Here is a 14,312-nt window from a genome sequence, read left to right on the forward strand (position 1 = left end):
GCTTGGCTGCCAGGAAAGTCAATCCTCTCTTAATTTAGCGTATGTAATAGTCCGGTCGAGTAATTTGAGGAAATGTATATTCCTCCAATTACTACCAATCTGGGTTTGGGCAGTCCTTGGGCGACCCGTCATCATCCAGCTGTATCAAACGGTTTCTTTTACCTGTTGAATGTAATTCCCTAAGTTTAGAGGAAAAGTGCATTGCGACATTTTTGTCCGCTTTTGAGAGGGGGGATTTGCTGGCCATAATCATCTTGTATTCTACCATGTAGGACGAAAAAGGTTCTGTTTCACTCATCCTTTTCAGATACATCATCTCAGCATTAAAATCTTCAATGGCCTGAATTGCTTCCATTTCCAAGCGATAAAGAGTTTCAATGTCAATATTTTGGCGGTGACTTTGGTAGAATTTTTCTAGCTCTTCTTCTATAGCATGTAGGCGATCCTCAGTTACGGGGCCACGAACATCAGCTAATATTCGCACGACGATGAAATCTTCATGAAGAAAATCGGGGCGCAAGTTGACAAATGGAATTGAACATAGAATTGAGTCCAGATTGTTTTCAAATTCATCATCATAAAGCGAGCAGACGACTGACGCTATCTTTCGCGAAAGCAACTTTCTGCGTTCTAACGCTAGTTTTTCCTCTTTCGAAATTCGGCCACGCATTCCAAAACTTAATGGTTTTTTTGGCGGAAACTTAGATGTAGAATTAAACGCTGAATACTTTTGAGATCCAGTTCTTTTTGATCTCCTTGGTGTATGTTAAGAATGTTATCCCGTTATTTTGATGCATTCCTGTTTGTGTAAATTCCAGCGATTCTAGTAATCTTTTAGCTCCTATATTTTGGGCCTGAACTTTTCCATATACTGTGCACTTTTCATAGCTTTTCTTCAGAAAGTCTATAATCGCTCGATAAGCCTCCTTCGTGTATCCTTGTCTCCAGAACTCCGTTCTTGTATCACCTTGAATTTCAAAAGTCTGGTTTCCGTCATTATATAGGATCCGCACACCAATCAATTTCCCATCCGCTTTTCGTTCGATTCCCCACATTATCTTCTCTTTGGACCTAAAAGCATTAGTCTGTCCCGAGATATATTGTCCTAATGCCTCGACAGAATAATAGTGTTTTGACTGGAAGGCTTGAGTATCTGGTGAATTATATAATTCGTAAAGTGATGCAAGATCTCGATTCTCCAAGGGCCTGAGTGCAAGTCTCTTAGTTTGAATTACTGGATAATCAGACGAAAAAATGTCCATGGGGAGAGTTTGAATCTAATATAATTCAATTATGAATGAGAGACTGTCGAAAGCGGGAACCATTTGGAAAACAATGGTTTAGTTTATTCAAATTTACAGGACGTTTATTTATTGAAATGACAATGAGAAATTCCAGCTATATCGTAATTTGTATGAACTAATTCTTTATTTCTATGAGTTATAGAACCCCTGAGCCTATCGTAATTCCCGATAGTCTCTGTGAAGGATGGTTTATTTCTCAAGATTTCGACTTTTTCGACCCCAATGACAAAGGTTGTATTCTCCAATACGTCAGGAAGCAAATTGAATATTGGAAACGGGGAAATACCTTGCGGGTACACAAGATTTCGAGCCTCAAGCACGTGTTAATTCAAGTTGAGAAAGCCAATGATATTAGTAGGAGGCGGAGGAAGTATATTTCTGAAGATTTAGAATCACCCGAATATACTCTTCAGGATGGAAACTTTGTTATTGTTTCTGATCAAAATGACTCTCGAAGAGAAAGGTATTCCGGAGATATGGATGATGAAGACTATATACGGTCTATAGAAAATGGATCTGGTGAAGCGTTAGGATATGGGGATTAATAAGGAAGATTCGAGAAGAAGTATGGCTTGATTCAATCAAGCAGTTACAATAATAAAAGTCTTATCCAAAAAAGGTTTGAAGTCGTATACAACTTCAAACTTTATACGTGCTCCCCTTATTGACGATAGATGCAGCATTGATAGGTTGTCCGGACTAATAACTATTTGGACGACAATGTCTTAGTTTCTTCAAATTTGAGGGAGGTAGAAGCTTTGGTAAATTGAGTGTCTCATCCCAATTGTAGACTGTTTGGTCAATTGATTTTATTTGGTCACATTTAATCTACTACATCCAGTAAATGAATAGACGTCAATTATATGCATGGGCTGAGGACAAATATTATCCGTGAGACGAAGTCGAGTGTTTTCGCTTGATACCATTAAAACAGCGAACTGTCGGCGATTCATCACCCTTCGAAAATAGAGATCCCAAAGTCCCTTTGAAAGTTAAAATAATAGTGTACACGGAATTATTTCGACATCGGTGGTATTTGTATGATCCAATAGATAGTGTAATGACATTCGTTGAATGTTGTTCTTCATTCGAAGTTCTGAAGTGTCAATTAGGCTTTCCTCGAAACAGAAAATACGATCTGATTTTTGCAGCACCACGCAACACGGAAAACGCTCCTCAATGGTTTGATTTAGACCCTTTAGCCCCAAGTCTTGTTTCTGAACTTGACTTTTCATGCTTGACTAAAACTTATTTAGCCTGCTTTCGTAAAGAGAGTAGAGTTGAAACTGAAAGAAGTCTAAAATTTACTCGTGAAGAATGGTATGAACAGTTCGATACGCGGGACAATGCGTATTTTAGAATAGGGCTCCGGGATGGTATTATTGTCGAACATTATTATTATTCTGATGATATCCTCGGATGGAAAGAATATGGAGCATGTAAGCGGACGACAAAGGAGATTGTCGATACTGCTTGGATATTACATGATGAGTGGGTGTCTGAGAACGCTTCCAGATTTGAGTCAGCTGATGACGATGAAATTGTAGATCAGGGGTATCGTGAGTTATTCAACGACGACCCAGATAACTACTGGAACATCGATTAATTTTAGGTTGGCAATCTCATAAATTAGCACTCTAGGTTTAGAATACTGGACTTCCTTAAGTCATACGTTTCAAACATCGTTATTCAGTATTCTACATTGTAACTAATAATTTAACCACCGACCAAGACAATATGGAATTAGGGAAAGACGATCAAGTTAAATATGAGTCTGCGTTTGAAGCTGAGGTTTGGCGTCTCTCAACTGAACACATACATTTCCACACCGTTCAATTCTTAGAGGAGGGCGGTCCATATGGCATGAAGCCGGTAGGTACTGGCGTGTTTGTCCAGATTCTTTCGCGTTATTTTATATTTACAGCATCGCACGTAAGCGAGGTGGCTACGAGCAAGAACCTTTATATCAACTCAGGCGGTAAATTTATTTTGGTACAAGGATACGTTCGTGAAACGGACTTAGAGAAATACAAATACCTAGACCTGAGTTATATTATTTTGGAAGATGGTGTAGGAGAGCTGCTGCTTAATAGCTACGTCCCACTCCAGTTATCAAAGATTGCTGCAGGACACCACTTACAAGAGACGATCGGGTATGTGGTATTGGGTTACCCAGAGAAGAATATCAGGGTAGAAGGAAGCACAGTATATGCCGGGTCAACCACAATGTTACTCGCGGGCGCAAAGCAGAAGGTATACGATTACTATAACTTTGATAGAACGGTTCACTTAGTTCTAAATTATAGTGGGAAGGCTACTTCTCTTGAAACTGGAGAAAAGACTAAAGCAAATTCATCTCCTTATGGTATAAGTGGGTGTGGGTTATGGACTATTTCGCCAATGCAATCCGGAGACAAACTGGTTTGCGATTACCATCTTATAGGCATAATGATCCAATACCGACAGGGAAAATACCAAATCTTATTAGGTAATCGGATCGAGTTAATGATGAATGCAATTCAGCAATTCGAAGGTCTACAAATTGGGATATACCACCCAAACCATACGAGTTAAACCGAGATGATGAAGAAGCATTTCAGTTGGCTGTATGGCCAAGCCTTTATAATGTTTAAAGGCTCTCCTCAAGTCCTTTGAACCTAATATAAAGACTTTAATGCAACCGTGGGGTTTTGTTAACGACTTAACGAAGCACAAAATGAAAAAGGTTTGAAGCTGTTTACAACTTCAAACCTTATACTTGCTCCCTCGGAAGTGTGTTACTCAAACCTTTTGCTGGAGAAATTGAGGGGGATTTATCACTTGAAAGGCGTTATAAAGGCTTGAATATGAGCTATTTGAGAAGATCGGCTATTCCGAGGGGCTTTCAAGTCAATTTGGCTAAGTTTGCATTTTCGACGGGTAATGCCGTGATTACGGATGCGGAGAATAAGGCAGTTATTCTCCGCATCCGGTGCGGTAAATAAGAGCCCATTTGCGGAGAAAAAGCAATACATTCACCGCATAAAGTGCGGAGAATGTATATCCATCAGCAACCCGATTGGTCCAAACTGACGTGGGATAAGCAGGTATTAGCTGAGCAGTTGGCGGCTGTGCGCTATCGCCAGGGACGGCTCATTGGCCATATGGAAGCGCTTGGTTTTTCACTCCGTGAAGAGGCGATGCTGCAGGCACTCACCCAAGAGGTAATCAAGAGCAGCGAGATCGAAGGTGAGGTGCTGGATCGCGAGCAGGTACGGTCTTCGCTGGCTCGGCGCCTCGGAATAGAAATCGCCGAGGCCGTGCCAGCCGATCGGAACGTAGAAGGTGTGGTGGAAATGATGTTGGATGCCACACAGAACTCAGGGAAGCAACTTACCGACGAACGGCTCTTTGGCTGGCAGGCCGCACTCTTCCCGACGGGCCGGAGTGCCATGCACCGCATCACGGTGGGTGCCTGGCGGACGGGCACGAAAAGCCCGATGCAGGTAGTATCAGGTGCTATTGGCAAAGAGAAGGTGCATTACGAAGCGCCTGAAGCGAATAAAGTGTCGCAAGAGATGAAGCTTTTTCTTGATTGGTTCAATGGGGCTTCCGATATGGATCCGGTATTGAAAGCCGCCGCCGCGCATTTCTGGTTTGTTACGATTCACCCATTTGAAGACGGTAATGGCCGCATTGCCCGGGCGATCGCCGACATGCAGCTGGCCAGGGCAGATGAAAGCCCGCAGCGGTTTTATTCGATGTCGGCACAGATTCGCAAGGAACGGAACGATTACTACGCGATCCTGGAAGCCACGCAGAAAGGTGGGCTGGATATAACGCCCTGGTTGAAATGGTTTCTCGGTTGCCTTGGCAGGGCGTTGTTGGCAACGAATGACCTGCTGGCGAATGTGCTGATGAAAGCCAAGTTCTGGGAGCGGTATGCTGGAATAGCGCTGAATGAGCGCCAGCGCCTGATGCTGGACAGAATGCTGAACGGGATGGAAGGCAAGATGACGTCGTCCAAGTGGGCAAAGATGGCGAAGTGCTCGCAGGATACGGCTGGGAGGGATATCCAGGATTTGATCCGCAATGGAGTGTTGATTAAGGAGTCTGGCGGGGGGCGAAATACAAGTTATTCGGTGACTGAAGAAAAATAAAATCAGTCAAATTTGTTGATATTCCCATCTCGGTGGAAAAGAATTTGGCTAAACGATTAATGGTTGAGAAAAGATAAAAAACACAAAATTGACGTCAACAAAGTTTTTTACAAATCAAGATAATAATAGCTTACTTAAGAAGTTTGAAGGTGTGTTTTCTAACATCGACAGCATTCGTCATTTTGATGCGCTTGTTGGTTATTTTAGGGCATCCGGATACTTCAAGGTTCGGGAATTCCTAGACAAGATTCCGCAAATCAGAATATTGGTAGGCATTAATGTTGATCGGCTCATAAAAAAGTACCACGATAAGGGGCAGCTCTATTTAGATAATCCTGAAGAGACAAAGGAAGACTTTTTGGAAGAAACAATTGCCAACATCCAAGAAGCTAACTATGATGAGGAAACAGAAAAAGGAATCATCCAGCTTATAGAGGACCTGATAAGCGGCAAAATTGAACTAAGAGCACATCCCAAAAAGAAAATTCACGCGAAAGTTTACATTTTTAAATCAGAGCCCTTCAACGAATATGCTCCTTGTGAAGTCATTACCGGGTCATCAAATCTTACGGATGCCGGTCTCGGTGCTCACCCTGAATCTAATTATGAGTTTAACGTTAGTTTGCGGGAATATGAAGATGTAAAGTTCGCATCCGACGAATTTGAGAGACTCTGGAGTGAGTCAGTTCCAATTCTTCATGCAGAAGCCGAAGCAATCAGAAATAAAACTTATTTACGTGACAATTTCACCCCTTTTGAGCTTTATATCAAAATGTTGATTGAGTACTTCGGCAAACGTGTAGAATATGACCCTTACAATATTGACTTGCTGCTACCTGATAAATTCATGCGACTGAAATATCAGTCGGATGCCGCCAACCAGGGGTATGCTATCATGATGAAGCACAATGGATTTATCCTGGCCGATGTGGTGGGCCTAGGCAAAACCATCATTGCCTGCATGGTTATAAAGAAATTTATCTATGAAAACGGCACGCATTCAAAAATCCTGGTTGTGGTACCGCCTGCTCTAGAAGCAAACTGGCGGAGAACAACTGAGGAGTTCCAGATAAAGAATCATTTTGAATTTATAACGCTCGGCAGTCTTCATAAGGTGCTTAATGAAGAGAACTACAGCTACTCCAACGCCGATAAGTTTGATATGATCGTCGTGGATGAGTCGCACAAGTTTCGAAACGACTACACAGATATGTATTTGGCCCTGCAGGAAATCTGCAAAAAGCCTCGAAGCCGACCTGCTGAAAACGGTGATACGAGAAAGAAAGTTATTTTAATATCGGCAACTCCCTTAAATAACCGGCCGCAAGACATTGAAAACCAGCTTTATCTTTTTCAGGATAGGCGCAATAGCACGTTGGAGAATATTGCTAACCGCAATCTCCAAGACTACTTTAAGCCCTTGAATGAGCAGTACAAAAGGCTAGCGGCTGAAAAAGAACTCAATATAAAAAGGCTGAAAAACCTGTTTCAAAAATTGCGGGATGATGTGGTTGAACCCCTCGTTATCCGCCGTACAAGAACCGATATTGAAAAAAATAAAGAGTACCTGGAAGACATGCAAAGTCAGGGAATTACCTTCCCACGGGTAGATGACCCTATTCCCTTGTTTTATGAGCTGGATGGAAAACTGGCAACGCTGTTTTACGAAACCGTGTCACTGATAACTGGTTTGGACGAGTATGGAAACGAAACCGATGGTTTGGGATACTACCGTTACCGTGCGATCGAGTTTCTGACCGACGAAGAAGATAAAAAAATATACGGTAATGTAACATCCATATCCGGCCGCCTGAGTGCAATCATGAAAACATTGTTGGTAAAGCGTCTAGAAAGCAGCTTTTTCGCCTTTTCGCAATCTATCCAGCGCTTTCAACGCGCCATTGACAATATGATAGCCATGTTCGAGGAAGACCGCGTGTTTGTTGCTCCGGATCTTGACATCAACAAGCTCTTGGAAGAAGGCTGGAGCTACGACCAAATCGAAGCCAAGATTAATAGCAAGGGTGGCAACAACAAAGAATTCAAGAGTCGGGCATTTGATAAAAAGTTTATTGACCTATTAAAGTCCGATAGGGAAAAAATAGACTACTTAGCTTTACGTTGGGGCAAGGTAAAACGAGACCCAAAACTAGAAGCGTTCACCGAACAGCTGAAAAAAGAATTTTTCAAAAGCAAGCAGCACAACCCGAGCGGACAGTTGGTCATTTTCTCCGAGTCAAAGGAAACAGCCGAGCAGCTTTCAGCAAAAATCAGCAAGAATTTCAATCATCGGGTGCTGACTGTTAGCGCCGAAAACCGGAAAACCATTGAAAACACTCTTCGGGAAAACTTCGATGCCAATCTGGAAGAAGAAAAGTGGAAGTTCGACTACGACATTATCATCACCACCGAAGTATTGGCCGAAGGCATCAATCTGCACCGCAGCAACCTGATTGTAAATTATGATGTTCCTTGGAATGCCACCCGTTTAATGCAACGCATCGGCCGTGTGAACCGGATTGGCTCTAGAGCCGAACAAATCTTTGTCTATAACTTTTATCCGTCGGCGCATGGCGATGAACAGATAAAGTTGGTGAACAGCGCCTTGCGGAAGCTACAATCATTTCACACAGCGTTTGGAGAAGACAACAAGATTTTCTCCTTATTAGAAGAAAAAGGGGATGGTGCTTTATTCGGCAATAAGATTCAAAAGGAAGAAAGTGAAATTTTAAACTACCTGAATGAACTGAGAGATTTTAAAAAGAAATTTCCGAAGCGCTTTGTCGAAATCTCCCAGATACCCAATAAAGCGCGATGTGGTAGAAAAGCCGCCGAAGGCGGCCAACTAACCCTCATAAAAGCCGAAACTGGTGAAATCAATTACCCGCTTCAACATACATCGCTTACGTACTTGAAAAGTGAAAATCATCCCGGCATCTTTTGTTTAATTACTGCAGACTACAATATCATTGAGCTTAATTTTTTACAGGCCGTAAAGGTGTACAAGGCAGCAGAAAACGAAAAAGCCATTTCCTTGCATGCACAGCACTTCGAACAAACCCTGAAGGGCCTTGATTACTTTAAGTCGGAGAAAAACCAAGAAAGTGTGCAAACTATTTCTCGTAGAAATCTAAGCCCTGCCGAAAACAAAGCCATTACCAATATTAACGCTATTGTGAAAGTGGTCTCTACAGAACAAAAAAGAATGGCGCTTCAACGGGCTTTGGAGCTGATCAAAAAAGGAACGTATGGCTCAAAGGGTTTACCAAAATCCATTAATGATTTTTTTATTACAAATTCCAAGATGCTTAAAGATCCATCAAAATTTGTGGAGCAGCTGTTTATTGATTTGTTAGATAGTTACGACCTTTCAGCCAATGCAGAGGCTGGACTGGAAAGAAAAAACGGGCAAGGCATCGTGAACCCCAAGATTGTTTTAACCCAAAGCTTCAGTTAGACCTTTGACTTGAGAGTTTCGAGTTCCAAAAGTTTATAGCAAAAGCACATAAACTAAGTGTAAAGTAACATGATCGGCAACAGAAACCACTAAGAATTGAAAGAATGGCTACCAGGACCCAATTACAAACTGTACTACAAAAGCCTTACGATACTATCCTTTTCGGTAAGGACGTATTAAGTCCCGTTTTCGGTTCGCTTTTTACCCTAAGCAGCATCCCCATTGCGGCGTCCGTGCAACCAAACAAGTCGGAAAGCGCAATTATCCGATCGGTTTCCATTTACGGCGCTATCAACTTGGAAGACGGAACAGAAATCACTTGCTATGAAATTTACCTGCAACCGTCCGTTCGTATCGAGCACAACAGGGTGGCCATTCAGCATTATGTGCGAAAGCTGCTAACAGCAGGACAAATTGCTCTGGTCAATTTTATTCCATGTTCCGACGCGAAAGGTAGGGCAATTGGAAGGCAGGTGTGGCGCCTTACACTCATCGCAAAAGACAGTGAGCTAACCGAAGAAGGCATCAAAGAAAAAACTACCCACGCCAAGCGATACACTTACCTATTAGGCCCGTCGGAATCGGGCAAAACAGCAGCAGAACGATTAGAAGCCCTCAGTATCGAAAAGCGCATCACCTTTCAGAGCTTGGTAAAGGCTTTCTCTGTAGAAACGCTTAGTGATGCTTTTTTTGACGAATACACACTGCATTACGAGAAGTTCTGCACTTATCTGCAGGCGTCCGACTTCCGGCGATCGGTTTTCAACATATCCCTTTCGCTTGGAGCAACTGCCGAGGAAAAGGACAAAGCCTATAAGCCTATACGGGATTTTGTAAAAAAGCTTCTCGGCCGAATAGTGTTTCTTTACTTCGTGCAGAAGAAAGGCTGGTTGGGTGCCACCGATACAACGTATAAGGATGGGCTGCGCGACTTTATCAAACGGCTATTTAAGCAATCGGGTGGCGATGAAACTTTTTATAATAATTGGCTGACGAAGCTTTTTTTCGACACGCTAAACAAGGAGCGAACCGATGATACCTTTACCATGCCTGATGGCGAAAAGCGAAAAGTGCCCTTCTTGAACGGTGGCCTGTTTGACAAAGAAGACTACGATGAACGCATCCTGACTTTTCCAGCAAAATTGTTTCACCATGCCGATTTTGAAGATGTTATCCTCACTGAAAAGAATGGCAATCATGCCAGAGGCTTTTTTGACTTTTTGGATTCGTTCAACTTTACCGTGCATGAAGACAGCCCTGACGACCAAACCGTAGCTGTCGATCCCGAAATGCTGGGCCATATTTTTGAAAACCTACTGGAAGACAACAAAGACAAAGGCGCCTTTTATACGCCCAAGGAGATCGTGCACTACATGTGCCAGGAAAGCTTGATAGAGTACCTGACTACTCATCTGAGCAAAGAATATATTGTATACCGTGAGCTTGGCAATGCACAGGTAGAGCTTTATGGCGACGACACCAAGGCGGGGCAACTTAAGCTGGTGGAAAGCCTCGGTGATAAGGCTTTGAACCGGGACGACGTGGCCTACATGGTAAAACAAAAAGACATCAGCGGCCTAACCAAAGCACAAGTGAAAACAATTGACTACCTGCTGGACATTGTAAAGATTTGCGACCCTGCGATCGGCTCTGGTGCTTTCCCAATGGGTCTATTGCAGGAGATACACGCATTAAAAGAAGTGATTGCCTTTGAGCTTAAGCAACCTTGGAAACCAGCCGATGTAAAAGAAGCCATTATTCAAAACAGCATTTACGGCGTGGACATTGAAAAGGGAGCTGTGGATATTGCCCGTCTGCGCTTTTGGTTAAGCCTTGTGGTGGATGAAGAAACACCACGTCCCCTACCTAACCTCGATTACAAGATTGTGGTAGGAGACAGCTTAATGAGCAAGTTTGAGGGGGAGATAATTGAAATTGATTGGGAGCGGAAGAGCAGCGTTGGGAAGGCGAATGAGTATGTGCAGAACATTCAAAGGCTGTTAAAGGAAATTGCTGAAAAGCAGGAAACGTTTTTCAGGACGGATAAAAAGGAAAAAAAGAAGAAACTACAAGCCGAAATACGGAACCTAAAACTGGATTTGCTGATTAATCAACTTTCGTTTAATAAGGAGCGTTTTTTAACGAACAATGCGGTACGTGGCGGCTTTGTACCTACTGCAAGCGATTTGCGATACAATGCAGAATTAAAGGAGAAAAAGAAAGATTTCGATAGGCATATCAACCAATTACAAAAGTTGAAGCAACATAAAGAAGAACCATTTGAACATTTTGATTGGAAGTTGGATTTTCCAGAGGTGCTTAATCCCTATCTGATTACTGAAGAAAAGCAGCGGGGATTCGATATTGTTATTGGGAATCCGCCCTACTTAAATTTCAAAATGTATTCTACAGACGATAAAGAGATATATAGGCAGCTATACCCAGAAGTATTTGATGGCAAAGCAGATATTTATTACTATTTCTTTAATAAATCATGTGAGCTCACTAAATATCATGGAATAACAACATTAATTACCTCCAGATATTGGATAGAAGCGGAGTATGCCAAAAAGCTGAGGAGATTTCTATCAGCTAAAACAATGCTTAAGGAAATTATTGACTTCAAAAATGTTACTGTATTCGATGGGATTGGCATTAAGACTTGCATTACAAGTTTTTTGAAAACACCAAACTGTCTTAGTCATTTTCATTATCGATTTCATCCAGGAAAAAAAATAGATTACATAGACTTGAATGAATATGTTTCGAATACTATTTCGGCAGAGAACATTACAAGTAAAGACTCATGGAATCTGACAGATGAAGCATCAACTGACATTCTCAAATTAATCGAGAACGAAACCATTGCTCTGAATGAAATTGCAAATTGCAAACAAGGTATTGTTACCGGTCTTGATAAAGCATTTATTACGACTGAAAACGAATTTAAAAACCTACCAAAAGAAATAGTCAAGCCTTGGTTAAAAGTTGGTGATATACATAAATATTCAATTCGGCTTGTTGAAAAAAGGGAATTGGTTTACACTAAACTAATTGATTCTATTGAGGACTACCCACAACTTGAACAAAGGCTTTTGCCGTTTAAACTGAAGCTATCCAATAGACGTGAAGCAAAAAATGGCAAAATCCGATGGTTCGATTTACAATGGCCTCGTGAACAAGAACTTTTTGAATCAGAAAAATTGATTTGCAGGTTCAAGGCATCTGAAAATATATTTTGCTATGATTCTAAAGGCTTTTATTCAAGTGCAGATACAACAGTAGTGTCTTTAAATTCCATTGGAAAGAAAAGGTTTGGGACCAAGTTTTTGTTAGCATTATTAAATTCGAAAGTATTGTCATTTTACTTTAAGTCGTACGGTAAATTGATGGACTACCGATATGAATATTACCCTGGTCCGGTCGGAAGACTCCGAATAAAGAACTCACCTAAGCAAAAGCTATTTAGCACAATTGTCGACTACATAGTGTTTCTAAAAAGAGGAGACTTACTAATTACGTCAAATCCGCTTATGCCTGCATATTTTGAGCAAATTATTGACGGCATGGTTTACGAATTGTATTTTCCAGAATTAATTAAGAGAAGCAATCGAGAAATCATTGAACATTTAGGCGAGTTGCCGGAGTTTGCCGATAGAATGAGCGATGAACAGAAAATGAAAATCTGCAAAATGGTGTTCAATCGCCTCAACGACCGTGACCACCAAGTGCGGACGAATTTGTTTTACATGAGCTCCATACCTGAGATTGCAATCATAGAAGGTAAACATGAGAATAACTGACATCAAATTAACCAACTACCGGGCTTTCTATGGTGAGCACCATATCTGTCTAGATAAAGACGGTAAAAACCTAATGCTTTACGGTGAAAACGGCAGTGGAAAAAGTTCCCTTTTCACCGCCATGAAAGATTTTTTTTCCGCGTCGGTAAAAAAACTGCCAGAATTAGAAGAAAATATCTTTGTTCCTGCATCCAAAAAGAACTCCGTCAAGATTGAATTAACGTTAAAAGAAAATCCAAGCTCTTCTAAAAGCATCCTGTTTGAGCTGAACGCTTTACAAAAAGAAATAGTTAGCGACGATAAAATCCTCATTTCGGATGCTAATAAAATAAAAGGCTTTTTTGATTACCGCAGCTTACTAAGAACTCATCTTGGACACGCCGAAAGCGTGGATTTATTCAGTCTCCTCCTAGGAAACTTCGCATATAATAGTAACAAAGAATATAAGTTAGTTGACCAAGGAATACTGTATCATTCCGTAAACAGATTCTCAACCAGAGAGATAGGGAGAGAGTGGGAAGTAATTGTTGGCGATACCTTCAACAAAATGCAAACAGCCCGCCAAAAGGATTCAACGAAAAACTACCTAAAAGACAAATTTAGTCCGGGCTTGAAGGAAATTTTGCAGTCTATCGAGAGCGACACAAACACATTTCTTAACACTTTTGGGATAGGCCTGAATGTCAAGTTGGATTTTGATAAAGTGGGATATGTGGGCAGAAGACATTTAAATGGCGCCGTTATCCAACTCAAGATTGATTTTTTCACAAAGCATATCCCTAAACACCAGAACTTCCTCAACGAAGCACGATTAACCGCCTTGGCTATCAGTTTATATTTGGCTTCGATTAAAGTAAATCCTACTAAGGGAGCCTTGAAGATTTTAGTACTGGATGATTTGCTCATTGGTCTTGATATGAGTAACCGGCTGCCCTTGCTGGAAATCCTGAGAAAACATTTCGTAGATGTCAAACCTGATGATCGGTTCCAAATCATCATGACTACCTATGACAAGGTTTGGTACGAATTAGTGAAAAGCTATTTTGGTGCAGAGCAGTGGAAATTTGTTGAGGTATACTCGAAGTTTTTAAAAGAAGATGATTTCGAGATTCCTATTATCAAGCACGACAACGGTTATTTAGAAAAAGCAAAGAAATATCTTGCCGATAAAGACTTTAAGGCATCAGCCGTTTACATTAGAACAGAGTTTGAACGGCTGGTTAAAACTATTTGTGACAAGCAGCGGATACCGGTATCGTACAAAAAGAACCAAAAAGAAGTCACAAGTGATGATTTCTGGGCTGCCATTGAATCTCAAACTGATTTGGACCCGGAACTGATAAAAGAAGTAAAAGTTCATCGGGGTGTTGTGATGAACCCCTTTAGTCATTACGACCTTGAAAAGCCTGAGTTTGAGAAAGAACTTAGGGACACGATAGGCGCCATTGAAAAACTGAAAGCCGCATCGGGTAACATAAAAAAAGACCGGTCTATTGATAGGCTAGAAAAAGATATTGCCAAATTGAATATGGATATGGCGGCAAAAGATAAAATAATCGAAGAACTAAGGAACAAACTGAAAGCTATATGACCAAACAGATTTATGCAA

At 41.4% G+C, this 14,312-nt stretch carries 9 protein-coding genes; 7 read left to right on the forward strand and 2 right to left on the reverse strand.

Translation table 11 applies throughout. The annotated features are described in order from the left end of the window. Window positions 1–91: 91 nt before the first annotated feature. On the reverse strand, window positions 92–670 hold the full coding sequence (locus tag ABD937_RS18220; RefSeq protein ID WP_345257277.1) for a hypothetical protein: 579 nt from the start codon (window positions 668–670) through the stop codon (window positions 92–94). A gap of 43 nt (window positions 671–713) precedes the next feature. Further along, on the reverse strand, window positions 714–1,262 hold the full coding sequence (locus ABD937_RS18225) for a GNAT family N-acetyltransferase (RefSeq protein WP_345257278.1): 549 nt from the start codon (window positions 1,260–1,262) through the stop codon (window positions 714–716). 173 nt (window positions 1,263–1,435) lie between these two features. Between ABD937_RS18225 and ABD937_RS18230 the strand changes: the two genes are divergently transcribed. The 7 genes from ABD937_RS18230 (at window position 1,436) to ABD937_RS18260 (ending at window position 14,294) form a co-directional block, all read left to right on the forward strand. Beyond that, a complete protein-coding gene (locus tag ABD937_RS18230; RefSeq protein WP_345257279.1) occupies window positions 1,436–1,849 on the forward strand; it encodes a hypothetical protein in 414 nt (137 codons plus the stop codon). Window positions 1,850–2,364: 515 nt separating this feature from the next. Beyond that, a complete protein-coding gene (locus ABD937_RS18235) occupies window positions 2,365–2,910 on the forward strand; it encodes a hypothetical protein (protein WP_345257280.1) in 546 nt (181 codons plus the stop codon). 131 nt (window positions 2,911–3,041) lie between these two features. Continuing rightward, window positions 3,042–3,878 (forward strand): hypothetical protein, encoded by an 837-nt coding sequence (locus ABD937_RS18240; RefSeq protein WP_345257281.1) that lies wholly within the window; start codon window positions 3,042–3,044, stop codon window positions 3,876–3,878. 461 nt (window positions 3,879–4,339) lie between these two features. Then, window positions 4,340–5,443: a Fic family protein gene (locus tag ABD937_RS18245; RefSeq protein ID WP_345257282.1), complete on the forward strand. Its 1,104-nt coding sequence runs from the start codon at window positions 4,340–4,342 to the stop codon at window positions 5,441–5,443. An 88-nt stretch (window positions 5,444–5,531) separates the two neighbouring features. Continuing rightward, window positions 5,532–8,900, forward strand: coding sequence for a helicase-related protein (locus ABD937_RS18250; protein ID WP_345257283.1), 3,369 nt, complete (start codon window positions 5,532–5,534; stop codon window positions 8,898–8,900). 104 nt (window positions 8,901–9,004) lie between these two features. Further along, window positions 9,005–12,703 carry an Eco57I restriction-modification methylase domain-containing protein gene (locus ABD937_RS18255; RefSeq protein WP_345257284.1) on the forward strand — a complete coding sequence of 1,233 codons (3,699 nt, stop codon included), beginning with the start codon at window positions 9,005–9,007 and terminating at the stop codon, window positions 12,701–12,703. Further along, window positions 12,690–14,294, forward strand: a complete 1,605-nt coding sequence (locus ABD937_RS18260) for an AAA family ATPase (RefSeq protein ID WP_345257285.1) — start codon at window positions 12,690–12,692, stop codon at window positions 14,292–14,294. Before ABD937_RS18255 ends, ABD937_RS18260 begins: the two co-directional genes overlap by 14 nt. The last annotated feature ends 18 nt before the right edge of the window (window positions 14,295–14,312 follow it).

The sequence above is a fragment of the Flaviaestuariibacter amylovorans genome (genome assembly GCF_039541815.1).
Classification (GTDB): domain Bacteria; phylum Bacteroidota; class Bacteroidia; order Chitinophagales; family Chitinophagaceae; genus Flavisolibacter; species Flavisolibacter amylovorans.

Coding starts and splice junctions, on each gene's coding strand:
- ABD937_RS18225 (WP_345257278.1), bottom strand. CDS start 1,262: ATGGACATTTTTTCGTCTGATTATCCAGTAATTCAAACTAAGAGACTT.
- ABD937_RS18235 (WP_345257280.1), top strand. CDS start 2,365: ATGACATTCGTTGAATGTTGTTCTTCATTCGAAGTTCTGAAGTGTCAA.
- ABD937_RS18220 (WP_345257277.1), bottom strand. CDS start 670: ATGCGTGGCCGAATTTCGAAAGAGGAAAAACTAGCGTTAGAACGCAGA.
- ABD937_RS18230 (WP_345257279.1), top strand. CDS start 1,436: ATGAGTTATAGAACCCCTGAGCCTATCGTAATTCCCGATAGTCTCTGT.
- ABD937_RS18255 (WP_345257284.1), top strand. CDS start 9,005: ATGGCTACCAGGACCCAATTACAAACTGTACTACAAAAGCCTTACGAT.
- ABD937_RS18260 (WP_345257285.1), top strand. CDS start 12,690: ATGAGAATAACTGACATCAAATTAACCAACTACCGGGCTTTCTATGGT.
- ABD937_RS18245 (WP_345257282.1), top strand. CDS start 4,340: ATGTATATCCATCAGCAACCCGATTGGTCCAAACTGACGTGGGATAAG.
- ABD937_RS18240 (WP_345257281.1), top strand. CDS start 3,042: ATGGAATTAGGGAAAGACGATCAAGTTAAATATGAGTCTGCGTTTGAA.